General features: G+C 71.0%; 21 protein-coding genes. 7 read left to right on the forward strand and 14 right to left on the reverse strand.

The genetic code is table 11. From position 1 onward, the window contains the following. Positions 1–5: 5 nt before the first annotated feature. The 9 genes from N1031_RS03445 to N1031_RS03485 all read right to left on the reverse strand — a co-directional run bounded on the left by N1031_RS03445 (position 6) and on the right by N1031_RS03485 (position 9,590). Positions 6–767: an HAD family hydrolase gene (locus N1031_RS03445; RefSeq protein WP_259478195.1), complete on the reverse strand. Its 762-nt coding sequence runs from the start codon at positions 765–767 to the stop codon at positions 6–8. After that, positions 767–1,540 (reverse strand): class II aldolase/adducin family protein, encoded by a 774-nt coding sequence (locus tag N1031_RS03450; protein WP_259478196.1) that lies wholly within the window; start codon positions 1,538–1,540, stop codon positions 767–769. Before N1031_RS03450 ends, N1031_RS03445 begins: the two co-directional genes overlap by 1 nt. Before the next feature lie 37 nt (positions 1,541–1,577). Beyond that, on the reverse strand, positions 1,578–2,585 hold the full coding sequence (locus tag N1031_RS03455; RefSeq protein WP_259478197.1) for a LacI family DNA-binding transcriptional regulator: 1,008 nt from the start codon (positions 2,583–2,585) through the stop codon (positions 1,578–1,580). 88 nt (positions 2,586–2,673) lie between these two features. Then, on the reverse strand, positions 2,674–3,717 hold the full coding sequence (locus tag N1031_RS03460) for a rhamnose ABC transporter substrate-binding protein (protein WP_259478198.1): 1,044 nt from the start codon (positions 3,715–3,717) through the stop codon (positions 2,674–2,676). 61 nt (positions 3,718–3,778) lie between these two features. Continuing rightward, positions 3,779–4,825 (reverse strand): ABC transporter permease, encoded by a 1,047-nt coding sequence (locus N1031_RS03465; protein WP_259478199.1) that lies wholly within the window; start codon positions 4,823–4,825, stop codon positions 3,779–3,781. Next, positions 4,822–5,850: an ABC transporter permease gene (locus N1031_RS03470; RefSeq protein ID WP_259478200.1), complete on the reverse strand. Its 1,029-nt coding sequence runs from the start codon at positions 5,848–5,850 to the stop codon at positions 4,822–4,824. Before N1031_RS03470 ends, N1031_RS03465 begins: the two co-directional genes overlap by 4 nt. Further along, the gene (locus N1031_RS03475) at positions 5,847–7,364 is read right to left on the reverse strand and encodes a sugar ABC transporter ATP-binding protein (protein ID WP_259478201.1); all 1,518 of its coding nucleotides are present in this window, start codon (positions 7,362–7,364) and stop codon (positions 5,847–5,849) included. Before N1031_RS03475 ends, N1031_RS03470 begins: the two co-directional genes overlap by 4 nt. Next, positions 7,361–8,356, reverse strand: coding sequence for an aldose 1-epimerase family protein (locus N1031_RS03480; protein ID WP_259478202.1), 996 nt, complete (start codon positions 8,354–8,356; stop codon positions 7,361–7,363). Before N1031_RS03480 ends, N1031_RS03475 begins: the two co-directional genes overlap by 4 nt. Then, positions 8,349–9,590, reverse strand: a complete 1,242-nt coding sequence (locus tag N1031_RS03485; protein WP_259478203.1) for a cupin domain-containing protein — start codon at positions 9,588–9,590, stop codon at positions 8,349–8,351. Before N1031_RS03485 ends, N1031_RS03480 begins: the two co-directional genes overlap by 8 nt. A gap of 221 nt (positions 9,591–9,811) precedes the next feature. Between N1031_RS03485 and N1031_RS03490 the strand changes: the two genes are divergently transcribed. The 4 genes from N1031_RS03490 to N1031_RS03505 all read left to right on the forward strand — a co-directional run bounded on the left by N1031_RS03490 (position 9,812) and on the right by N1031_RS03505 (position 15,599). After that, the gene (locus N1031_RS03490) at positions 9,812–10,573 is read left to right on the forward strand and encodes a DeoR/GlpR family DNA-binding transcription regulator (protein WP_259478204.1); all 762 of its coding nucleotides are present in this window, start codon (positions 9,812–9,814) and stop codon (positions 10,571–10,573) included. A gap of 133 nt (positions 10,574–10,706) precedes the next feature. After that, complete coding sequence (locus N1031_RS03495) at positions 10,707–12,749, forward strand: bifunctional aldolase/short-chain dehydrogenase (protein WP_259478509.1); 2,043 nt, start codon at positions 10,707–10,709, stop codon at positions 12,747–12,749. 6 nt (positions 12,750–12,755) lie between these two features. Next, complete coding sequence (locus N1031_RS03500) at positions 12,756–14,210, forward strand: rhamnulokinase (protein WP_259478205.1); 1,455 nt, start codon at positions 12,756–12,758, stop codon at positions 14,208–14,210. A gap of 336 nt (positions 14,211–14,546) precedes the next feature. Then, positions 14,547–15,599, forward strand: a complete 1,053-nt coding sequence (locus tag N1031_RS03505) for a LacI family DNA-binding transcriptional regulator (protein ID WP_259478206.1) — start codon at positions 14,547–14,549, stop codon at positions 15,597–15,599. A 55-nt stretch (positions 15,600–15,654) separates the two neighbouring features. Here N1031_RS03505 and N1031_RS03510 read toward each other — a convergent pair whose 3' ends face one another. Continuing rightward, a complete protein-coding gene (locus tag N1031_RS03510) occupies positions 15,655–16,932 on the reverse strand; it encodes an MFS transporter (protein WP_259478207.1) in 1,278 nt (425 codons plus the stop codon). A gap of 112 nt (positions 16,933–17,044) precedes the next feature. Here N1031_RS03510 and N1031_RS03515 point away from each other — a divergent pair, with 112 nt between their 5' ends. Continuing rightward, positions 17,045–17,917, forward strand: a complete 873-nt coding sequence (locus N1031_RS03515) for a LysR substrate-binding domain-containing protein (RefSeq protein WP_259478510.1) — start codon at positions 17,045–17,047, stop codon at positions 17,915–17,917. 121 nt (positions 17,918–18,038) lie between these two features. On the opposite strand, the gene N1031_RS03520 is transcribed toward N1031_RS03515, so the two are convergent. After that, positions 18,039–18,983: a PfkB family carbohydrate kinase gene (locus tag N1031_RS03520; protein ID WP_259478208.1), complete on the reverse strand. Its 945-nt coding sequence runs from the start codon at positions 18,981–18,983 to the stop codon at positions 18,039–18,041. 136 nt (positions 18,984–19,119) lie between these two features. Between N1031_RS03520 and N1031_RS03525 the strand changes: the two genes are divergently transcribed. Next, positions 19,120–19,995: a DUF3097 domain-containing protein gene (locus tag N1031_RS03525; RefSeq protein WP_259478209.1), complete on the forward strand. Its 876-nt coding sequence runs from the start codon at positions 19,120–19,122 to the stop codon at positions 19,993–19,995. A gap of 30 nt (positions 19,996–20,025) precedes the next feature. On the opposite strand, the gene N1031_RS03530 is transcribed toward N1031_RS03525, so the two are convergent. Genes N1031_RS03530 through dgoD form a run of 3 tightly spaced genes read right to left on the reverse strand, consistent with a single transcriptional unit; the run spans position 20,026 to position 22,782 of the window. After that, positions 20,026–20,985, reverse strand: coding sequence for a sugar kinase (locus N1031_RS03530; protein ID WP_259478210.1), 960 nt, complete (start codon positions 20,983–20,985; stop codon positions 20,026–20,028). Beyond that, on the reverse strand, positions 20,982–21,626 hold the full coding sequence (locus N1031_RS03535; protein WP_310795663.1) for a bifunctional 4-hydroxy-2-oxoglutarate aldolase/2-dehydro-3-deoxy-phosphogluconate aldolase: 645 nt from the start codon (positions 21,624–21,626) through the stop codon (positions 20,982–20,984). The genes N1031_RS03530 and N1031_RS03535 overlap by 4 nt, the downstream gene beginning before the upstream one ends. Before the next feature lie 7 nt (positions 21,627–21,633). Continuing rightward, positions 21,634–22,782 carry a galactonate dehydratase gene (gene dgoD / locus N1031_RS03540; RefSeq protein ID WP_259478211.1) on the reverse strand — a complete coding sequence of 383 codons (1,149 nt, stop codon included), beginning with the start codon at positions 22,780–22,782 and terminating at the stop codon, positions 21,634–21,636. 90 nt (positions 22,783–22,872) lie between these two features. Here dgoD and N1031_RS03545 point away from each other — a divergent pair, with 90 nt between their 5' ends. Beyond that, positions 22,873–23,622, forward strand: coding sequence for a FadR/GntR family transcriptional regulator (locus tag N1031_RS03545; RefSeq protein ID WP_259478212.1), 750 nt, complete (start codon positions 22,873–22,875; stop codon positions 23,620–23,622). The last annotated feature ends 193 nt before the right edge of the window (positions 23,623–23,815 follow it).

A 23,815-nucleotide genomic window follows, 5' to 3' on the forward strand; every position in this document is an offset into this window, starting at 1 on the left:
GCCTCTCACGCCGCACCCCGCGAGGCGACGAGCGACTCCAGGCGCGGCGCCAGCCCCTCGAGGCCGGGCACCGCGATGTCGGGTTCGGCCAGCTGCTCCGCGGTCGGCTCGTCGGGAGCCTCCCCCCGCAGCACCCACACGGTGCCGAGCCCGAGCGCCGCGGCCGGCCGCACGTCGGTGTCGAGGCGGTTGCCGATGTGCACGGCCTCGTGCGGCTGCACTCCGGCGGCGTCGAGCGCCCAGCGGAAGAGCTCCGGCGACGGCTTCTCGTAGCCCACGATCGCCGATACCCCCCACACGTCTATATAAGGGGCGACGCCGTCGCGCTCGAGCGCCTCGACGACCGGCGCCTCCTGGTTGGCCAGCACCCCGACCGCCACGGGCGAACCGAGCGACTCGGCCACCTCGCGCAGGGAGCGGAAGAACGGCAGCACGTCGTCGTAGAGAGTTCCCGGCGGGTGGAACCAGTGCTCGCGCGTGCGCTCGTGCAGCTCGCCGCGCCGAGACGCCGACCCGAGGAACTCCTCTGCCAGCGCTCCGCGCAGCGAGACGCCCTGCGCCGCACGGCTGCGGTCGTAGAGCACCCGGAAGGCCCCGCGGTCGGCCGGGCCGAGCCCGTCGGCCGCCCGCAGCTCGTCGAGCGCGGTGAGCACGGCGGCCACGAAGTTCTCGTCGTCGTAGATCGGCCCACCGACGTCGCAGAACACGGCGCGCAAGCGCGCACCGGCACCCGCGCCGACACCCGCACCCGCACCCGCACCCGTCATCAGGCCGTGCCCGCCAGGTTCTTGCGCCGCTCCACCATGTCGGTGCGCTCGAAGTAGTGCGCCACGGTGTCGTCACCGAGCCCCTGCACCCCGCCGATCGACAGCGCGTCGAGACGCACCCGCGCGCCCTTCACGGTCATGAGCGTGATCGCCTCCGCCGCCTGCGCGCTGCCCGCCACCGCCACCATGCCGTGGTTGCCGAGCACGATCGACGACGGCAGCTCGCCGCGCTTCTCGGTGTACTCGCGCAGCCGCGACAGGAACACCCGCCCGAGGTCGATGCCCGGAGCAGCGTACGGCACGAACAGCGGCACCCCGATCACCACGGCCTCGTCGGAGTACACCCACTCGTCGAACGCCGTCTCGGCGTGCACGCTCGCGAGCAGCCCCACCACCGGGGTGGGGTGCGTGTGCGCCACGAACGCCGTCGGCGCCACCGACTGCACGGCGGCGTGCACGAGCGTCTCGATCGACCCGCGGCGACGCGCCCCGGACTGCACCCCCGCGTCGAGGAGCGCCGTGAGGTCCTCCTGCGTCTTCGAGGCGTCCTCCATCATCGCGATGAGCGGCTCCACCTCGGTCACCACGAAGTCGTCGCGCGTGGCCGACGACATGTACGAGCCGGAGGCCTTCACCACGATCCGCCCGTCGGGCAGGCGCTCGGAGGTGTTGCCCTCGGCGAGGATGACGAGGTCTTTCGCGGGGTCGCCGAGCGTGGTGGTGAGGGCGACGAGCTCGTCGCTCACGAGTTCGGGCTGCCAGGTGGTTGCCATGGGGTGTGTCCTTCGATGGGGGTTCGGATGAGGGTGTTCAGCGCCCGGGCGGTGCCGTCGACGACCGCACCACGAGCTCGGGCTCGAGCAGCACGTGTCCGTGCCGGTGCTCGTCGCCGCGGTCGATCTCGTCGAGCAGCAGCCGCACGGCCTCGCGCCCGAGTTCTTCGCGTGGCTGACGCACGGTGGTGAGCGGAACGGCGGCCGCTCCCGCCCAGGTGAGGTCGTCGAAGCCGACGACCGACACGTCGCCGGGCACGCTGATGCCGTGGCGGGCGAACTCGAGCAGGATGCCGAGCGCGATGAGGTCGTTCACGCACATGACGGCGGTGGGCAGCTCGGCCCGTGGCCGTTCGGCGAGCAGGGCGCCGACGCGCCTGCCGTCCTCGATCTGCCACGACTCGGTGGGGATGCGCTCAGGAACGACGCCGGCGGCCCGTGCCGCCCGTTCGAAGCCCTCGAAGCGGTGGTCGGTCTGGGTGGTCTCCCCGAAGCTGCCCGCGAAGGCGAGCCTGCGGTGACCGAGGCCCACGACGTGTTCGCCGGCGATGCGCCCGCCGGCCGCGTCGTCGGTCTTCACCCAGCACCGCGGCGAGGTGGAGGAGACCCGGTCGACGTAGACGAGCGGGATGCCCCGCGCATCCAGTTTGTCGAGCTTGGGGTCGTCTTCGTGCACGGGGGTGATGATGATGCCGTGCACCCGCTGCTGCACGAGGATGTCGAGGTTGTGCTGCTCGCGCGCGGCGTCTTCACCGTTGTGGATCATGACGACGCCCACGCCGAGGCTCTTCGCCTCGCTCTCGGCGCCGAGCGCCACGTCGACGAAGAAGGGGTTCGCGAGGTCGGCCAGCGCGAGGCCGAGGGTGCGCTGGCGCCCGGTGCGGAACCGGCGCGCCTGCTGGGTGGGGCTGAAGCCGAGGTCGGCGATCACGTCGAGCACCCGCTCGCGGGTCTCGGCGGCCACGTAGCTGGGCCGGTTGAGCACGTTGCTCACCGTGCCCGCGGAGACGCCGGCGCGCACTGCGACGTCGCGGATGGTCGCCATGGGCCGGCCTCCTCTCGGGGTGAGCCGGGGCCCGCCACGCGCGATGCGTCACGGGCCCCGGTTCTGGCTGATCGGTGTCAGAGAACGACTAGAACGAGAAGTCGCCCACGTTGTCCTTGTCGAACACGAACATCGGGCCGAGCACGATCTCGCCGTTCTCGCCGACGGTGTACTCGCCGAGCTTGCCCGCCTCGAAGGTGTCGCCCTCGGCACCGGTGATGGTGCCGTTGATGAGCGCGTCAGCCGCGTAGGAGGCCAGGTAGCCGAGGTCCTCGGGGTTCCACAGGCCGAACTGCTCGACGATGCCGCTGTTCACGTACTCCGCCATCTCGCTGGGGAGACCGAGGCCGGTCACCCACACCTTGCCCTGGTACTCCGGGGTGTCGGCGAGGTAGTGGGCCGCTTCCTTCACCGAGACGGTGTCGGGGGCGATGATGGCCTTGAGGTCGGGGATCGACTGCATGAGGCCCTGGGCCTCCTGGTAGGCCTTCTCGTCCTGGTCGTCACCGTAGGCGACCTTGGCCACCGTGATGTTCGGGTGGTCCTTCTCGATCAGCGCCTGGATCGCGTCGACCCACGCGTTGAGGTTGGCCGCGTTCGCGCCACCGGAGAGGATGGCGATGGTGCCGCCCTCGTCTCCGAGGTGGTCGGCGGTCAGCTGCACGAGACCCTCGGCGATGCCGTCGACGGTCGCCTGGTTGACGAACACGTCGCGGCAGTCGGTGTCGGTGTCGTAGGCGACGACCTTGATGCCCTGGCTCTGCGCCTGCGAGAGGTCGTTGCAGACGGCGGTGGGGTCGTTCGCGGCGATCGCGATCGCCTTCTGGCCGGTCTGGATGGCGGTCTGGATGAAGGGCACCTGGTCGGCCGAGCCGGTCGCCGTGGGTCCCTCCTCCTTGAACGTCATGCCCAGCTCCTCGGCGCCTTCGGCGGCACCCTTGTCGGAGGCCTCGAAGTACTTGTTGCCGAGGCTCTTCGGGATGAAGGTGACGCTCGCGTCACCGCCTCCCGCGCTGTCGGTCGACCCGGTGGTGCCTCCGCCGGCACAGCCGGCCAGCAGCAGCGCCGACGCGGCGAGCGCGGTGGCCCCGAGGACGGCCTTGCGGGAGAACCCGCGTGATGTGAACCTCATTGTTCTTCCTTCCCTTGCGGTGTGTGGTGCAGGTGTGTGACTCGTGATGGATGGATGGATGTCATGCCGCCGCGGTGACCGCGGAGGCCTTCGACCGTCGGCGCCGCGAGATGAATCCCGCGATGCTCGCCACGACGACGGAGAAGATGAGAGCAGCACCGGTGACGATGCTGATGGTGTCGGAGCCGATTCCGGCCAGCTGGAGAGTCTTGTTGAGGGCCGCGATGAGGAGGCCGCCGGCGAGGGCGCCGAGCAGGGTTCCCTTGCCGCCCCAGATCGAGACGCCGCCGAGCACGATGGCGGTCACCACCTGCAGCTCGAAGCCGAAGCCGTTGGTGCCGATGGCGTTGGAGTACTGGAGCGTGAAGTACACCCCGGTGGCTCCGGCGACCAGCCCGCTCAGCACGAACAGGATGAGGCGGGTGCGGTTCACCGGCACGCCCGAGAACGCGGCGTTCTCGGGGCTCAGGCCGATGGCGAACACCCCTCGGCCGAACGGCGTGAAGTGCAGCAGCAGCCCGAACGCGATGGCGAGCACGATGATCGCCACGGTCACCACCGGGAACGGCAGCCCGAGCAGCGGGGCGGTGAGGAACCGCGGGATCTCGGCCGGGAAGTCGGTGATGGAGGTGGTGCCGAGCAACCCGACCGCGATGCCGCGGAACAGCGCCAGGGTACCGATCGTGACCGCGAGGCTCGGCAGCCCCACCACCGTCACGAGCACCCCGTTGAGCACGCCGACGAGACCACCGGCCACCACGCCGATGACCGCGGCGAGCCCGACCGGCACGCCGGCCTGGAAGGCCAGGCCGAACAGCGCGCTCGAGAACCCGAGGATGGAGCCCACCGAGAGGTCGATGTCGCCCGTGATGATGATGAGCGTCACCGGCAGCAGCATGATGAGCACCGGGGCGGCGTTGAGGATCATCGTCTGGTAGGTGTACGGCTGCGCGAAGAACGGCACGGTGAGCGTGCCGACGATGAGCAGCAGCACGATCGCCAGGATGATGACCGACTCCGGCCGCAGCAGCGCGCGGCGCCAGAGCGGCCGGCCGTGGCGCAGGTAGCGCGTGGCGTCGGTGGGCGCGGTGGTCGTGGCGGCGGTCATGATGCGCTCCCGCTTCTCTTGGCCCGCCGGGTGCGGGTGATGAACAGGATGCGGTCGAGCAGGATCGCACCCACGATGAACAGACCCACCAGCGCCTGCTGCCAGAGGCTCGGCACTCCGAGTACCGGGAGGGCGCTGGAGATGGTGGCGAGGAAGAAGGCGCCGAGCGCGACGCCCCAGATGGTGCCGGAGCCGCCGACGATCGCGACGCCGCCGACCACCGCGGCCGCCACCGCCTCGAGCTCGTAGCCCGTGCCGACCTTCGCGTCTCCCGTGGCGTAGATGGCCAGGTAGACCAGGCCCGCGAGACCCGCGAGGGCACCACTGGTGGTGAAGGCGGTGAGCGTGAGCCGACGCTCGCTGAGACCGAAGAGCGTCGCCGCCTCGGGGTTCGAGCCGAGCGCGTAGAGGTCACGTCCCGCCCGCCGGCTCGTCATGAACCAGCCGACCAGCAGCACCACGATGAGCACCACGATCAGCAGCAGCGGGATGGTGAGGAAGGGCGTGGTGCCGAACTGGCGGAACTCGGGGGGCAGCCAGCTCGAACGGATGAAGTGCGGTCCGATCCAGAGGATCGCGATGCCCCGGTAGGCGTACAGCGTTCCCAGGGTGATCACGAGCGATGGCACCTTGAGGAAGGCCACGAGCAGACCGTTGATGAGACCGAGGAACGCGCCCAGCGCGACACCGATGAGCACCACCAGCGGGATCGGCATGCCCTCCACGTTCGCGAACAGGAATCCGGAGGTGTAGGTGGAGAGGCAGAGGATCGAGCCGACCGAGAGGTCGATGTTCCTCGTGATGATGACGATCGCCTCGCCGATGGCGATGAGGATGAGGATGGTCGGCTGCCGCAGCAGCTCGCGCCACCCGCCGTCGGAGAAGACGAAGGTCGGCTGGATGGCCGCCGTCACCGCGACGAGCGCGATGATGAGCACGACCAGGCCGAACTCGCGGGCTCTCAGCAGCTTCTGGATCCAGGATCTGCCCGCCTCGACGGGCGGGACGCTGTGGGTGACGCTCATGCGGCGGCCTCCCCTTCTTCGGTGGCGTGGGTCGCGGCGTACATGACGTTCTCGGGGGTGGCCTGTTCTCGGGAGAGCTCCGCGGTGATGCGGCCCTCGCGCACCACGAGCACGCGGTCGGCCATGCCGAGCACCTCGGGCAGCTCCGACGAGATCATGAGCAGGGCGACGCCCGTGCCGGCGAGCTCGGAGAGCAGGCGGTGCACCTCGGACTTGGTGCCCACGTCGATGCCGCGGGTGGGCTCGTCGACGATGAGGAACTTCGGCTGCGTGGCGAGCCACTTGCCGAGCACCACCTTCTGCTGGTTGCCGCCGGAGAGCATCGAGGCCTCGGTGTCGAGCGCGTGCGTCTTCACCTGCAGCCGCGATGCCCAGGTGCGCGCCGCCGGCTCCTCGAGCGACGAGGTGATGAAGCCGAACTTCGCCAGGTTCTCGCGGATGGCGAGGGTGATGTTCTGCTGCACCCCGGCCGCCATCGCGAGACCCTGCTTGCGCCGGTCTTCGGGAACGAAGCCCATCCCGAGCCGCATGGCGGCCATCGGGTTCTTGGGCGGAACCGCCTTGCCGCCGATCGAGACCGATCCGGAGTCGTAGCGGTCGACGCCGAACACGGCGCGGGCGATCTCGCTGCGCCCCGCGCCGACGAGTCCGGCGAAGGCCACGATCTCGCCCGAGCGCACGGTGAAGCTCACGTCGTCGAACACCCCGGCGCTGGTGAGGTTCTTCACTTCGAGCACGGGCTCGCCGATGGTGGTCTCCTGCTTCGGGAAGAGGTTCTCCACGCTGCGGCCCACCATCTGGCGGATGATCGCGTCTTCGGTGACCTCGGCCGCCTTGTTGGTGGCGATGTAGGTGCCGTCGCGCATCACGGTGATGGTGTCGCAGAGCGAGAACACCTCGTCGAAGCGGTGCGAGATGAAGATGAGCCCGCGGCCCTCGTCGCGCAGCTGCCGGGCGATGCCCATCAGCCGGTCGACCTCCACGCCCGAGAGCGCCGCGGTCGGCTCGTCCATGATGATGACCTTCGCGCCCACCGAGATCGACTTGGCGATCTCCACCACCTGCTGGTCGGCGATCGAGAGCCCGCGCGCCTCGCGCTCGGGGTCGATCGGCACGCCGAGCCGGCGGGTGAGCTCGAGGGTCTCGCGGCGCATCTTGGCGCGGTCGAGGCCGCCGAAGCGGGTGTAGGGCTGGCGGCCCACGAAGATGTTCTCGGCCACCGTGAGGTCGGGGAAGAGGGTGGGCTCCTGGTAGATCACCGCGATGCCCGCCTCCTTCGCCTCCTTCGTGTTGTGGAAGTCGACGCTCTGGCCCTCGAGGGTGAACTCGCCGTCGTCGCGGTGGTAGAGACCGCCGATGATCTTCACCAGCGTCGACTTGCCGGCACCGTTCTCGCCCACGAGCGCGTGGATCGATCCCGCCTCGAGGGTGAGATCGGCGCTGATGAGGGCCTTGACGGCGCCGAACGACTTGCTCACGCCGGTCAGCTGCATCAGTGGGGTGGTGTCGGTCATGCGGTCACCTCGATCTGGATGGAGTAGGAGCGGCTCTCCCCGGGCTGGAGCTCGGGGAGCCGGCCGTTCTCGCGGGCTGCAGCCCGGCCCTGAATCTCCGGCGTGTTCGCCGGCTCCAGGCCGAGCACGAAGTGTTTCGTGGCGGTGAGCTTCCACTGGAAGACCGCCGGGAGGGTGTCGGAGTACCGGAGGGTGAGCGCCATGCCGCGGGTGGGGTTCACCACGCGCGCCACGCGCTCGTCGCCCGCCTCGTGGATGTAGACCTGCTCACGGAACCCGACGGTCGGCTCGCCGATGCGGGTGCGCTCCTCGAAGCCCTCCACCGCATCCGGGTCGCGCGGCACGACGCTGCGGGCCGGGATGTCGACGGTGGTGCCGGCCTCGAGCAGGGGCCAGCCGAGGTTCACGTGGTAGAGCACCATGTGCGGGCTCGGGTTCTCGCCCTCGTTGGTGACGGTGTCGTCGATGGTGAACGAGTTCGACCCCACCTCCGACCAGATGCGGCGGGTGAGCACCAGGTTCTCGTGGAACACGGCGGTCTGCCGCACCTGGCCGCCCACGGCCACGATCTCGGGGGTGGCGGTCACCTCGCCGACGCGAGCCGGGATGCTGCCGATGCGTCCGTGCATCCCGACCACACCGGCCTCGTCGTCGGCCGGTGGGCCGAAGCTGTCGAGGCCGCAGGTGGTCACCAGGCCGCCGCCGAAGGTGCGCAGCCAGCCGCGGCCCTCGGGCTCGTAGGCGTCGGGCCGGGTGATGCCGGTCGACGAGATCCACGCCAGCGGCACCCCGTTGTATGAAGCGGCACCGATGTCGAGACCGCGGTCGGGGTGCACGTCGAACTCGAGCCCGCCGCCGTTGACCACCCTGAAGCGCCGGGCGCCCCGGGCCGGACCGTCGTCCTCGACGAAGCGGTCGACCCTGGCCACCTGCTCCAGCGAGCCGATGCGGGGCAGCGCCTCGGGCAGCGCTGTTCCGAAGATGTCAGCCAATGTGCCCCAGCTCCTGGTTCTCGGGCCCGAAGTGCTTCAGCACCACGAGGTCGTCGGTGGCGCTGCGGTTCGAGATGGTGACGCCGGCGCGGGCCGCCTTCTCCGACACGAAGAACTCGTCCTGGCTGAGCTGGCCGAAGCGGATGAGCGTGGCGGCCTGGGCGTCGTGGTCACCGAAGGTGCCCGCCCCCTGCACCACGATGGCGCCGTAGGCGTCCTGATCGGTGATGGTGACGGTCTGGCCGGGCTTCACGGTGAGCTCCTTCGCGCTGAAGGAGGTGGAGCGGAAGACGATCCAGTTCTCGACGTAGGCCGAGCCGCCGTCGGCCGCCGAGGCTTCCGTGGCGTAGGGGCGCATGAAGCGGTTCGCCACGAAGTCGGCGTCGACGTTCTTCTCCCAGTCGAGCAGGTCGAGCACGAAGTCGTAGTCGCCGTGGTGCTCGTGCGGAACGTCTTTCCAGAGCAGCTCCTCGGGCACCTCGCGGTTGTTGCTCCACGACTCGCACATGCAGAACACGTCGCTGGCCGACTGGGGCTCGTAGGTGCAGATGCTCGCGGGGGCGTGCAGCACGCCCGAGGGGATGTCCCATCCGGTGCCGAGCTGGGTGCGGTAGCCGAGGGAGTAGTCGGTGATGCGGTTGTCACCGCCGCGGGTGAAGCGCTCGAGGCGCTCCTTCAACTGCTCGCGGGTCGTAGCCGGCTGGAGGCCCAGGAACGACACGGCCTGGTCGCCGGTGTAGTTGTTCATGTGCGGCGAGTAGTAGTAGGCCTCCGGCTTTCCGACCTTGTCGACCAGCGCGGCCTTCTCGTCGCTGTGGTGCACGTGGAAGGGCAGCGGCTGCAGGTTGTCGTAGAACTTCGAGTACATCGTCCAGCCGCCGAACTTCTCCTGCAGGCGGGAGCCGATGACCTCGGCCTTGTGGTGCGACACGAACTCGTCGAAGGGCAGCAGGCCGCCGTCGGGGTCGACCACGAGGCTGAGGCCCTCCCACGGGCCGGTGAGCGGGCCGTTGTCGGCGCGCACGGTGGAGGCGAGCCAGCGCTCGTCGACGCCGCCGCGGGTCTGCTGGAAGGGGAAGTAGTCGTCGGGGTGCAGGCGGATGCGGCGGCCGGGAGTGCAGAACGCCCTGGGAACCCAGGCGGGTGCGAAGCGCACGATGCCGTTGCCCGCATCCAGTGCTCGATCGAATCCGCTCGCCGAGGAGGAGACGTTCTCGTAAGGCTCCGAGGTCATCGTTGACGCCCTTCATTGGGTCGAGGCGTCGACGATTCCCACCGCGACGCTGCTTACAGGAGATGGTTCAATGAACCACGTCGGAAATGTAACACCGGCCATTTTGTGTGTCAACGGTTTTTCTCAACACACGTTCGATCCCCGGTTTTTCAAGCGTTATAGACCTGTGATGTTAGATTTGCGTAAGATGTAACATCAATCTCACAGCAGGGCGGAATCACATGGCCACCACCAGCAGCACCGAATCCGAAGAGCGCCGCGCGCAGCTGCTCACCATCCTCGAGCGCGACAACGTCATCCGCCTGGCCGAGGCCGCGGAGTCGCTCGGCGTCTCGGCGATGACCATCCGGCGCGATCTGGCCGACCTCGAGGCCGACGGCATGCTGCGCCGGGTGCGCGGCGGAGCCATCTCCGTCATCGGCCCCCGCCCCTACAGCGACCGTCAGTCGGTGCACTCGCGGGCGAAGGACATCATCGCCGAGAAGGCGCTCGCCTTCGTGCCCCGCTTCGGCTCGGTGGCCTTCGATGCCTCCACCACGGTCGGCACGCTCGCCGCCCGGGTCGGCCCGCGCTCCGGTCTCGTGGCGAGCACGAACTGCTACCCCACCTACGCCACCCTCAAGGGCACCCACGGGGTCACCCCCATCCTCATCGGCGGCGAGACCGAGGAGTCGACCGACACCTTCGTGGGCCCGCTCGCCGTGCAGGCAGCGGAGTCGCTGCGGTACCTGCGCTTCTTCTCCTCGGCGAGCGCCGTCGACTCGAGCTTCGGCACCACCGAGGTGTCGCTCGCCGAGGCACAGATGAAGCGCGCTTTCGCCCGGGTGTCGAAGGAGGTGGTGCTCTGCGTCGACTCCTCGAAGCTGCAGCAGGAGGCCACCGCCGCGTCGCTCGAGCTGGGGCGCGTGTCGGTGCTCATCACCGAGCTGGCGCCGGGCGACTCGCGGCTCGACGAGTTCAGGGACGTCGTCGAGGTGAGGTGAGCGCATCCGGGGCCCGTGCATCCGGAGTTCACGCATTCGTGTCTTGTCCGCGACGTGATTACTTGTTACATTTCACATCGAAACGCACGTTTCGTAACAACCACAGCCGACATCGAGGTCGGACCATGAGCGGATTGAGGCCATGAGCGACACCAGAGCAGAACTCGTCGGGCGGTCGAACCGCCTGGGGAGCGACCCGAAGAACACCAACTACGCCGGCGGCAACACCTCTGCGAAGGGCGTCGACACCGACCCCGTCACGGGCGAGCCGGTCGAGCTGATCTGGGTGAAGGGCTCGGGCGGAGACCTCGGCACCCTCACCGAGGCGGGCCTCGCGGTGCTGCGACTCGACCGCTTCCGCGCCCTGCAGAACGTCTACCCCGGCATCGACCGCGAAGACGAGATGGTCGCGGCCTTCGACTACTGCCTGCACGGCAAGGGCGGCGCGGCCCCCTCGATCGACACCTCGATGCACGCGCTCGTCGACGCCGACCACGTCGACCACCTGCACCCCGACTCCGGCATCGCGATCGCCACCGCGGCCGACGGTGAAGCCCTCACCGCGACCATCTTCGGCGACAAGGTCGTCTGGGTGCCGTGGCGCCGGCCCGGTTTCCAGCTCGGGCTCGACATCGCCGCCATCAAGCGCGACAACCCGGATGCGGTGGGCTGCATCCTGGGCGGCCACGGCATCACCGCGTGGGGCGACACGAGCGAGGAGTGCGAGAAGAACTCGCTCTGGATCATCGACACCGCCGCCGCCTACATCGCCGAGCACGGCGTGGCGGAACCCTTCGGCGCCGTCGTGCCCGGCTACGAGGCCCTGCCCGAGGCCGAGCGCCACGCCAAGGCGGCGGCCCTGGCCCCCACCATCCGCGGCATCGCCTCGCGCGACAAGGTGATGGTGGGCGACTACAACGACTCGCCCGAGGTGCTGGAGTTCCTCTCCCGCGAGAAGCTGCTGCCGCTGGCCGAGCTCGGCACCAGCTGCCCCGACCACTTCCTGCGCACCAAGGTGAAGCCGATGGTGCTCGACCTGCCCGCCTCGGCCGGCATCGAGGAGTCGATCGCGCGCCTCAAGGAGCTGCACGAGCTCTACCGCGCCGACTACCAGGCCTACTACGACGCCCACGCCGACGCGTCGTCGCCCGCCATCCGCGGCGCCGACCCGCTCATCGTGCTGGTGCCGGGTGTCGGCATGTTCAGCTACGGCGCCAACAAGCAGACCGCGCGCGTGGCCGGCGAGTTCTACCGCAACGCCATCAACGTGATGCGCGGCGCGGAGGCGCTCTCGACCTACACCCCCATCTCCGACGAGGAGAAGTTCCGCATCGAGTACTGGGCGCTCGAAGAGGCGAAGCTGCAGCGCATGCCGAAGCCGAAGACGCACCAGGGCCGCATCGCCTTCGTCACCGGTGCCGCCTCCGGCATCGGCAAGGCCATCGCCACCCGGCTGGCCGCCGAGGGCGCCTGCGTGGTGGTGGCCGACCTCGACCTCGAGAAGGCGCAGGCCGCCGCGGCCGAGATCGGCAACGCCGATGTCGCGGTGGGCGTGGCCGCGAACGTGGCCGACGCGGCCGCCGTGCAGGCCGCCCTCGACGCGGCCGTGCTCGCCTTCGGCGGCGTCGACCTCGTGGTGAACAACGCGGGCCTGTCGATCGCGAAGACCCTGCTCGAGACCACGGAGGCCGACTGGGACCTGCTGCACGACGTCATGTCGAAGGGCTCCTTCCTCGTCTCGCGCGCCGCGGCGTCGGTGCTCATCGAGCAGGGCCTCGGCGGCGACATCGTGTACATCTCGTCGAAGAACTCGGTGTTCGCCGGCCCCAAGAACATCGCCTACTCGGCCACCAAGGCCGACCAGGCCCACCAGGTGCGGCTGCTCGCCGCCGAGCTCGGCGAGTTCGGCGTGCGCGTGAACGGCATCAACCCCGACGGCGTCGTGCGCGGCTCGGGCATCTTCTCCTCGGGCTGGGGCGCCGACCGCGCCAAGACCTACGGGGTGAAGGAGGAGGACCTCGGTCAGTTCTACGCCGACCGCACCCTCCTCAAGCGCGAGGTGGTGCCCGAGAGCGTGGCCGACGCGGTGTTCGTGCTCACCGGCCCGGAGCTCAGCCGAACCACCGGCGTGCACATCCCGGTCGACTCCGGCGTCGCCGCCGCGTTCCTGCGGTAGCCGGCCGTGCCGAACGGATCCGTCGCCGCCATCGATCTGGGGGCGACGAGCGGGCGCGTGGTCGTGGGGCGGATCGCCTCGGGTGCGGGTGCCGGCTCGGTCTCGCTCGAGATCGTGCAGCGCTTTCCGAACAACCCCGTGCACCACTGGGAGGGCAGCGCCGAGGGGCTGCACTGGAACCTGCTCGAGCAGTACCGCGCCATCAGGATCGGGCTGCGCGCCGCACTGAAGTCGGAGGGTGCGCTCGCGAGCGCCGCTGTCGACTCGTGGGGGCTCGACTACGGGCTGCTGCGGGCGGGCGGCGAGCTCGCCGGCAACCCCTTCCACTACCGCGACGAGCGCACGGCGCGCGGGGTGGAGGCGGTGTCGGCGCTCGTCTCCGACGAGGAGCTCTACGCGATCAACGGGCTGCAGTTCATGCCCATCAACTCGGTGTACCAGCTCGCCGATGACCGCCTGCAGGGGCGGTTGACGGCGGAGTCGCGGGCGTTGCTCATCCCCGACCTCATCACCTACTGGCTCACCGGGCAGCTCGTGGCCGAGCGCACCAACGCCTCGACCACTGGGCTGCTCGACGTGACCACGCGGGCGTGGGCGACCTCGTTGTTCTCCCGGTTGGGGCTGCCGACGGGGCTGTTCCCGACGCTGGTCGATCCCGGCACCTCGGTCGGGCCGCTGCTGCCGGGGCTCGCCGCCGAGGTGGGCGCGTCGATCCCGGTGCACACCGTGGGGTCGCACGACACCGCATCGGCGGTGGTGGGGCTTCCCGTCACCGACGAGTCGTTCGCCTACGTGTCGTGCGGCACCTGGGCGCTGGTGGGCGTCGAGCTCGAGCAGCCGGTGCTCACCGAGGCCGGCCGCCTCGAGAACTTCACCAACGAGGGCGGCGTCGACGGGCGCATCCGGTACCTCAAGAACATCATGGGGCTGTGGATCCAGTCGGAGAGCATCCGCACCTGGGAGCACGAGGGGCAGACCATCGACCTGCCCGTACTGCTCGCCGAGGCGGCCGCTCTGCCCGGAGGGTCGCACTTCGACGCGAACCACCCGCGGCTGCTCGCGCCCGGCGACATGCCGGCGCGCATCGCCGAGTGCTGCGAGGAGGCCGGGCAGCCGGTGCCGCGCACGCCCGCGGAGTTCGTGCGCGCCATCAACGAGAGCCTGGCCGATGCGTTCGCGGCGGCCGTGCACTCGGCGGCGGCGCTCTCGGGCAAAGACGTACGGGTGGTGCACATCGCCGGCGGCGGGTCGCAGAACGAACTGCTCTGCCAGCTCGCGGCCGACCGGCTCGGGTTGCCCGTCGTGGCAGGGCCCGTGGAGGCCACCGCGCTCGGCAACGTGCTCGTGCAGGCGCGCGCGGTGGGGCTCGTGCCCGCCGACGGCTCGCTCGAGTCGCTCCGCGCTCTCGTCGCCGCGAGCGCCCACACCCGCCGTTACGAGCCCCGCGCCCGCACATCCTGATCGCGGCGGCCCACCCAGCCCGCCGCCGACCCCCCTCCTCCCGCCCCCTGACCACGTCGGCCCACCCGGCTGCCCGGTGACCAGCCCACCCCCACCGCGCATCCCCGCACCCCACCCCGCACCCGCGTGCTGTGAACCGCCAGAAAGTTGTGGATGCGGGGGTTCAGTGAAGGAGTTTTGGCGGGTCGTAGGAGGTGGGGAAGGGGCTGGGGGATAGCGGCGCGGCGAAGGTATGCAGGTGGAGCCGGAGCTGGGCATGCGGGTGAGCGCGGGATGCGCGAGGCTGGATGCGGGCGGGGATGCGCGAAGCGGGTGGGATGACGGGATAATCGGAGGATGCCGGCTGCGAACGTGCGCGATGTCGCCGCCCTCGCGGGCGTGTCGGTGGGGACGGTGTCGAACGTGCTCACCGGCACCAAGCGCGTGTCGCCCGCGACCGAGCGCCGCGTGCTCGACGCCATCGAGAGCCTCGGGTTCGTGCGCAACGACGCGGCACGACAGCTGCGGGTGGGGCACTCGAGCACGGTCGGGTTCATCGTTCTCGACGTGGCGAACCCCTTCTTCACCGACGTCGCCTCGGGCGCCGAGGAGGAGCTCGCACCCGCACGCCGCCCCCTGCTGCTCGCCGACGGCCGCGAGAGCGCGGAGCGCCAGTTGTCCTATCTCGAGCTGTTCGAGGAGCAGCGGGTGTCGGGCCTGCTCATCACACCGGTCGGCGATCTGCGCGCCCGGCTCGAGCGAGTGCGATCACGCGGCATCCCGGTGGTGCTGGTCGACCACCACGACGACGCCTGGCCGTTCCCCTCGGTGTCGGTCGACGACCGCAGGGGCGGCGAGCTCGCGATGGGGCATCTGCTCGACACCGGCAGTCGGCGGCCCGCCTACCTGAGCGGGCCCTCCGCGATCCCCCAGATGCACGCCCGGTGGCAGGGCGCCCAGGCCGCCGCGGCCGCGCGCGGCGTCGCCGCACCGCTGCTGCTCGAGCTCGACTCCACCAACGCCGCGGCGGGCCGGGCCGGTGCGCGGCGGCTGCTCGACCTGCCCGCGGCATCGCGCCCCGACGCCGTTTTTGCGGCGAACGACCTCATCGCGCTCGGTGTGCTGCAGGCGCTCACGCTCGCCGGCGTGCGGGTGCCCGATGACATCGCCCTCGTCGGCTACGACGACATCGCGTTCGCCGAGACCGCGGCGATCCCGCTCACCTCGGTGCGGCAGCCCGCCGCCGAGATGGGCCGCGCCGCCGCAGGGCTGCTGCTCGGCGCCCTGGACGGGTCGACTCCTGATGCCGACGACACCCAGCCCGCAGCGGGCGCCACCGCCACCGAGGCCGCTCCCCCGCGCATCCGCTTCGACCCGGAGCTGATCGCCCGCGCTTCGACCGCACGCTGAGCCACCCGTCGCGTCCGTCCAGCCCGACCCACCCGAAGGCACCGGATGCGCCGCCTCAGTCGGCGCGCAGGAGCCCGCGACGATGCAGCACCAACGCCACCACGGCGGCGGCGAGCGCCGGCACGCCGCCCGACACGAGCATCCCGATCTGCGGCCCGACCGCCTCGACGAACGTTCCCATGAGCGGGCCGCCGACCGCCTGGCCGCCGAGCAGCACGAGCATGTACAGCGCCATCACGCGGCCGCGCACGGCCATGTTCGTCGACATCTGCACGAGCGTGTTGGCCGCGGTGATGAACAGCAGCCACGCGAATCCCGAGACCACGAGCGTGGCCCCGAAGGCGAGCTCGGCGGGCATCAACCCCGCCACCCCCTGCGCCACCCCGTACACCGCGGCCATCGCCACCACCGTGCGCAACCGCACCGCGCGCCGCCGCGTCGACAGCAGCGCACCCGTGAGCGCACCCACCGCGACCAGGGTGTTGAAGAGCCCGTACCCACCCGCGCCCGTCGAGAACACGTCGTCGGCGTAGGCCGCAAGCAGCACGGGCAGGTTCTGTCCGAACACGGCGATGACGGCGAGCAGCACGATGGTCCAGAGGATGGCGGGCTTCGCGAGCGAGTAGCGGATGCCCTCGCGCAGCTGGCCCTTGGCCCGCACCGCGCGAGGTGCCCGGTGCAGTTCGGCGAGGTTCATGCGCGAGAGCGCGAGCACCACGAGGGCGCAGGCGAGGGCGTTCACCGCGAACGACCAGCCGGCCCCCACCGCCACGAGCAGCGCCCCGCTCACCGCCGGGCCGATGAGGGCGCCGAGCTGGAAGGTGCTCGAGTTGAGCGAGATCGCGTTGCGCAGCAGCGACGGGCCCACGAGCTCGTTGGTGAACACCTGGCGCGCCGGGTTGTCGACCACCGTGATGAGGCCGAGCACCACGGCCACCACGTACACGTGCCACACCTCGATCCAGCCCGTGAGGGCCAGCACCGCGAGGGCCGCGCTGGTGAGCGCGGAGGCGCTCTGCGTGATCATGAGCAGCGTGTGCTTCGGGTAGCGGTCGACGATGAGGCCGCCGAGCAGTCCGAGCACGAGCATCGGCGCGAACTGCAGTGCGGTGGTGACGCCGACGGCGACCACGCTGCCCGAGAGCTCGAGCACCAGCCAGTCCTGCGCGATGCGCTGCATCCAGAGCGCGGTGAGCGCCACCAGCGAGGTGCCCGCGAAGATGCGGTAGTTGCGCACGCTCAGCGAGAGCAGCGTGTGCTTCCACGGCGGGCGCGTGGCGAGCACGGTGATGGGTTCGGTGGCGGGCGAGGGGGCGGCGAGCGTCGAGGTCACGTATGAGGGTCCTGGTTCCGTAGTTCTTCATCGACGTTAACGTTTCCGCGGCCATTCGCTGCCATAATCGTCCCTATAAGTGCCATTGGATATTCGAATGGAGCGCGCATCCGTGTTCGACCCCGCACTGCTGGCCACCTTCCTCGCCGTGGCCGAGACCCACTCCTTCACCCGCGCCGCCGAGCAGCTCGGGCTCAGCCAGCCCACCGTCAGCCAGCAGGTGCGCAAGCTCGAGAACGCGGCCGGCCGCATCCTCATCAGCCGCGACACCCGCGACTTCGTGCTCACCGACAACGGCGACGCGATGGCCGGCTTCGCCCGCACCATCCTGGCCGCGAACGCGGCGGCGTCGAGCTACTTCACCGGGTCGGCCATGCGCGGGCGCCTGCGGTTCGGCGCCGCCGACGACCTCGCGGCCACGCAGCTGCCGCGCATCCTGAGGCACTTCAGGCAGCTGCACCCGCAGATCAACCTCGAGCTGACGGTGAACCAGAGCGTGCCGCTGTACCGCCGGCTCAAGGCGGGGCACCTCGACCTCATCTTCATCAAGCAGATCCCGGATGCGGGCGACCCCAACCTGCCCGAGACCGGCACCGTCGTGCGGCGCGACACCCTCGTGTGGATGGCCGAGGAGCGCACGGTGATCGAACCCGGCGACCCCGTGCCGCTCATCGCCTACCAGGCCCCCTCGATCTCGCGGCGGCTCGCGATCGACGCGCTCGAGGCGGCGGGCCGCACCTGGCGCATCACGTGCAACACGCGTGAGGTGAACGGGATGCTCGCGGCGGTGCGGGCGGGCATCGGCATCGCTCCGCACCCGCACACCCTCATCCCCGACGACCTCGTGAAGGTGAGCAACCGCTTCTCGCTGCCCGACCTGGGCGAGGTCGACTTCACGCTGCTGTCGAACCCATCGGCGCCGGCCGAGGCCGTGGACGCGCTGAAGTCGGCCATCATGGGCCGCACTCTCAGCCGCACGACCTGAGCGCCGCGCCGCGTGGCCGCATCCTGTTCACAGGCGCAAGGGTGGGTGCTCGCGTGCCGCTCACGCCGTCGGATGCGCGCATTCTTGCGCGTGCGAACCCGACGCCGGGCGGATGTAGGGACTAGGACGGGGGCGGAGGCACCTCGGCGAGCGTCGGCGGGTTGGCGCCGGCGCGCGAGACGGTGACCGAGGCGCAGCGGGCGGCGAAGCCGCCGAGCGCTTCGAGCGCTTCGACCTCGAACGCGGATCCGTCGCGCAGCGCAGCGGCGGGGGTGCCGCCGTCGAGCAGCGCGGCGAGGCGGGCGATGAGGGCGCTCATGAAGGAGTCGCCGGCGCCGATCGTGTCGACCACGTCGACCGGGCGCCCGGCCGCACTGCAGGCGGCGCCGGTGGCGGCGCGCAGGAGGGCACCCTCCCCGCCGCGGGTCATGACGGCGAGTGCCGGCCCGAGACGCAGGATGCGCGCCAGCTGCTCGTCGGGCGTCTGCCCGGGGTAGAGCCAGTCGGCGTCTTCGTCGCTGAGCTTCACCACGGTCGAGAGCGCGGCGAGCTGCTCGAAGCGGGCGAGCGTCTCGGCGTGGGGCGGCACGATGCTCGGGCGGATGTTGGGGTCGAAGGTGACGACGGGCGCATCGGCGAGCGGTGCGGCGGCTGTCAGGAGCGCGACGAGCTGGCCGGCGCCGGGTTCGAGGAACGCGGCGATCGATCCGACGTGCACCAGCTCGGGCAGCTCGGGTGTCTCGGTGGGCAGCGACCAGCGGAGGTCGAACTCGTACTCGGCCGAGCCGTCGGCGCGCAGGTGCGCGGTGGCGGTCGACGTGGGTTCGTCACGCACCGAACCGTCGGCGATCGTGACGCCGGCCGCGGACAGGCGGTCGACTATGCGCCGGCCCCGCGCATCCGCCCCCACCGCGGTGAGCAGGGTCGACGGCACCCCGAGGCGGGCGCAGCCGAAGGCGATGTTCATCGGCGAGCCGCCCGGGTGCTCGATCGGTTCGGCCCCCGGCACGTCGGGAACGACCACGTCGACCAGCGCCTCGCCGATCGCCAGCATCCTCGCCGTCACTCCGACCTCCCGCCACCGCACCTGCACGACCGCCTTCAGTGTAGGCCGGGCCGTCGCGCAGGCGGAGCCGGCGGGATGCGCGGGGCGGCCGGGGTGGCTGCCCCGGGGCCGGCGGGGCGCGGCATAGCCTTGAGCGGTGCCTCAGGACTACGACCGCTACGGATCAGACGTGCTCGCCGGGTTCAACCGGCGCGCCAAGCCCGCCGAGCTGCCGAAGGTGGAGGCGGAGTTCGACCTGGTGGTGGAGGAGGTCGCGAGCGACTTCTGCGGCAGTGTGGTGAGCACCGAGGGACGGCTGGTGGAGCTCGAGGACCGGCACGGCAGGCGCCGCACCTTTCCGCTCGGCGCGGGGTTTCTGCTGGAGGGCCGGCCGGTGCAGCTCGTTCCGCCGAGAAGCGCCGCCGCCCGGGCCGCGGCGGCGGGAGGCGCGCCCGCGCTCCGGCGCACCGCCTCGGGCTCGATCGCGGGTCCCGAGCAGCGCGCCCGGGTGGCGCGGGCGAGCCGCATCTTCGTGGAGGGCCGGCACGACGCCGAGCTGGTGGAGAAGATCTGGGGCGACGACCTGCGCGGCGAAGGGGTCGTGGTGGAGTACCTCGAGGGGGTCGACGACCTCGACGCGATCGTGCGCGAGTTCGCACCGAGCCGCGAGCGCCGCATCGGCGTGCTGGTCGACCACCTGGTGACCGGGTCGAAAGAGAGCCGCATCGCCGAAGCGGTGCAGCACGGGCCGTTCGGGCGCGACGTGCTCGTGGTGGGGCACCCGTTCATCGACATCTGGCAGGCGGTGACCCCGGCCGCCATGGGCATCCGCGCCTGGCCGACGGTGCCGCGAGGCGTGGAATGGAAGCACGGCATCTGCGAGGCGTTCGGGTGGCCGCACGCCGACCAGGCCGACATCGCGCGTGCGTGGAAGCGCATCCTGGGCCGGGCCCGCAGCTACACCGATCTCGAGTCGGCGCTGCTCGGGCGGGTGGAACAGCTCATCGACTTCGTCACGGAGCCGGTGGCCTGACGGGCGCGCCGGGCCGGCCGCCCGGCCAACTCAGCGCTCGGCTTCCTCCGCACCCGCCAGGAACACCGCGAGCTCGGCCCGGCTCGGCAACCGCTCCCAGTCGCCCCGCCCGGTGACCGCGAGCGCCCCGAGCGCCGCCCCGCGCCGCAACCGCGCCGCCTCGTCGAGCCCGTCGAGCAGCGCAGAGAGGTATCCCCCCACGAAGGCGTCGCCCGCTCCGATGCTGTCGACCTCGGTCACCGGATGCGCGGGGCACTCCACATGCCCGTCCGGCCCGAACGACTCGGCGCCCCGCTTGCCGTGCTTCACGACCACGGTCGAGACACCGGCCTCGCGGAGCGCAGCCGCCCTCTCCTCGGTGGAGGAGCCCTCGGCCACGAGCGGCAGTTCGTCGGCCGATGCCACCACGATGTCGGCCGAGACGGCCACCGGCGTCAGCGCCCGCGCCGCATCGGCGCGGTTCCAGAGCCTGGCGCGGTAGTTCACGTCGAAGCACACCGCGGCACCTCGCACCTGCCGGGCCGCGTCGATCGCGACAGATACGGCGGCGGCGGCCTGCGCCGAGAGCGCCGGGGTGATGCCGGAGAGGTGCAGCACGCGCGGCTGCGCGCCGGCGACGGCGCGAGCGGCCAGATCGGCGTCGAGGCGCGAGCCCGCCGAGCCCGCCCGGTAGTACGTGACGGAGGGAGGGAGCGGGTGCCGGTCTTCGACCACCATCGTCGCGGTGGGCGCCGTCTGGTCGACGATCGCCCCCGTCACGTCGACCCCCTCGCCGCGGAGGGTGGTGAGCACGAGGCGGCCCACGGGGTCGTCCCCGACGCGACCTCCCCAGGCGACCGGGTGCCCGAGCCGCGCCAGCGCGATCGCCACGTTCGACTCCGCCCCCGCGACGGCGAGCCCGAACTCGGTGCCCGCGGTGATGCGACCGTGCGAGCGGAACGACCCGAGCGTCTCGCCGAGGGTGAGCACCGCTCCGACCGCGGCCGTCACCCCCGCACCTCCTCCGCCAGCGCGAGGAACGCATGCGACCGCTCCGCGAGCGCGGCGAGCGATCCCCCCTCGGCCGCGTCGCCGAGCAGCGGCGACCCCAGCCCCGCACCGGCGGCACCGCGCCGGAAGTACTCCCGGGCCGACTCGACCGTCACGCCCCCGACGGGCACGAGCGGAATGCCGGGCAGCGGCGCCCGCACCGCGGAGAGATAGCCGGGCCCGCCGAGCTCTGCGGGGAAGATCTTCACCACGCTCGCCCCCGCGGCGTCGGCCGCGATGATCTCGGTGGGCGTCAGCGCGCCGACCGCGGTGGGCAGGCCGAGGGCGTGTGCGGCCTCGATCGAGGGCACGAGCCCAGGGGTCACCACGAACTCCGCCCCGGCGTCGGCCACTCGGTGCGCGTCGTCGGCGGTCAGCACGGTACCCGCCCCGATCGAGACCCCGCCGCCGATCGCGGCCAGTTCGCGGATCAGGCGCACCGCATCCGGGGTCGTCAGCGACACTTCGAACAGACGGAATCCTGCGTCGATCAGCGTGTCGGCCGCCGCCCTCACGTGCTCGGCCGTCGAGGCCCGGATGATGGGCATGAGCAACTCGCTGCGGAGCCGCTCGCGAAACGCGTCAGAGGGGGTCACGACCACGGCGCGCTCACCACTCCGCGAAGGAGCCGTCGGCGTGCCGCCACACCGGTCCCCGCCAGGCGTGGCCCCTGAGCGAGGCGTCGCGCACGGCCTTCTCGTCGACCTCGATGCCGAGGCCCGGCGCGGTGAGGCGTTCGATCGACCCCGTACCGAAGTCGAACACCGAGGTGTCGGTCACGTAGTCGAGCACCTCGCCGTCGTCGTTGTAGTGGATGCCGATGCTGTGTTCCTGGATGACGTGGTTCGGTGCCGCGAACGCGATCTGCAGGCTCGCCGCCAGCGCGATCGGCCCGAGCGGGCAGTGCGGCGCGAGCAGCACGTCGAAGGCCTCGGCCATCGCCGCGATGCGGCGCACCTCGCTGATGCCGCCGGCATGCGAGAGATCGGGCTGGATGATCGCCACCCCCGACTCGAGCACGGGCAGGAACTCCTGCCGGGAGTAGAGCCGCTCCCCCGTGGCGATCGGGATGGACGTGGAGTCGACCAGCGCGCGCAGCAGGTGGCTGTTCTCGGGCACGATGGGCTCCTCGACGAAGAGAGGCCGCAGCGGCTCCAGCTCGGGGAAGAGGCGCCGGGCGTCGGGCAGGGTGACGCGGCCGTGGAAGTCGACGCCCACGTCTCCGGTGTCGCCGAGCACCTCGCGGGCACTCGCCACCCGCGAGACGATGCCGTCGAGCTCGCGCAGCGGCGCCAGCTTGGCCAGCCGTCCGCTGGCGTTCATCTTGACGGCGGTGAGTCCCTGCTCCATCCGGGCCGCGACGGCGTCGGCCACCTCGTCGGGCTCGTCGCCGCCGATCCAGCCGTACACGCGCACACGGTCGCGCACCGGCCCGCCCAGCAGCACGTGCACAGGCACACCGAGTGCCTTGCCCTGGATGTCCCACAGTGCCTGGTCGAGCCCCGCGACCGCGCTGGAGAGGATCGCTCCGCCGCGGTAGAACGACCCCTTGGTCATCACCTGCCAGTGGTCTTCGATGCGCATGGGGTCGCGCCCGATGAGCAGTTCGGAGAGTTGCTCGACGGCGGTGCGCACGGTCTCGGCGCGGCCCTCGACGACCGGCTCGCCCCAGCCGACCACGCCGTCTGAGGTCTCGATCCGCACGAAGAGCCAGCGCGGAGGCACCAGGAAGGTCTCTATTCGGGTGATCGTCGACATCGTCGTCCCTCGTGAAGGATATGTTTTATGCACACATCGGAGTCAATAAAGCATACGTAATGTATCCAAGATTCTTGATATCGTGCAAATGTGGATTCGACGCCGATGAAAGCCCCCGCCCAGCGGGCATCCCTCCGCGGACAGCACTCGCGGGTTCTCGAGGAGCTCGGCTCGGAGATCTGCTCCGGCCGCCTGGCCCCCGAGCAGGTCATCACGCTCGAGGAGATGGAGACGCGCTACGGGGTCTCCCGCTCCGTCGCCCGCGAGACCATCCGCGTGCTGGAGTCGATGCGGCTGGTCATCTCGCGCCGCCGCGTGGGCGTCGTGGTGCTGCCCCCCGAGGAGTGGAACCTCTTCGACCCGCAGATCATCCACTGGCGGCTCGCGTCGGCCGACCGGGTGTCGCAGCTGGAGTCGCTGGTGGAGCTCCGCACGGCGATCGAGCCCGAAGCGGCCCGGCTGGCCGCCACCCGCGCGAGCTCGGCCGAGGTGAGCGATCTCATCGGCCTCGCCGGCCAGCTCTGGGCCGCCGGCGAGGAGGGCGACGCCGACCGCTTCCTCGCGCTCGACGTGAAGTTCCATGCCGCCGTGCTCACCTACTCGGGCAACCCGATGTTCTCGCGGCTCGACTCGCTGATCGGCGAGATCCTGGTGAGCCGCACCGAGTACGGGCTGGTGCCGGAGCGGCCGGACCCTGTGGCGCTCCAGCGCCACGTCGACGTGGCGAACGCCATCCAGCGGCGCGACCCCGAGGTCGCCCACGCGACCATGCGCTCCATCCTGGTGCAGACGATCTCGGAGATCGGCACGCTCGCGGCGGGCGCTGACGAGGCTTCGTAAAAAGCATACGTATTGGCCGCAAGGCTGTGTTATCGTATCCTCACAGTTCACCGGGATGCGGGTCTCCGCCGCCCGGGGGCAGCGGCCGAGCGGTCGCGTCAGTGTGCGTCGTGGCCCACCCGTCGACGCGCATCCGGCGCCCTGCCCGCCGATCATCCCGCCGTTCGAAGCAGAGCGGCGCACCGAGAGGATC

Origin of the sequence: Herbiconiux moechotypicola, assembly GCF_024979255.1 — a bacterium.
Classification (GTDB): Bacteria; Actinomycetota; Actinomycetes; order Actinomycetales; family Microbacteriaceae; genus Herbiconiux; species Herbiconiux moechotypicola.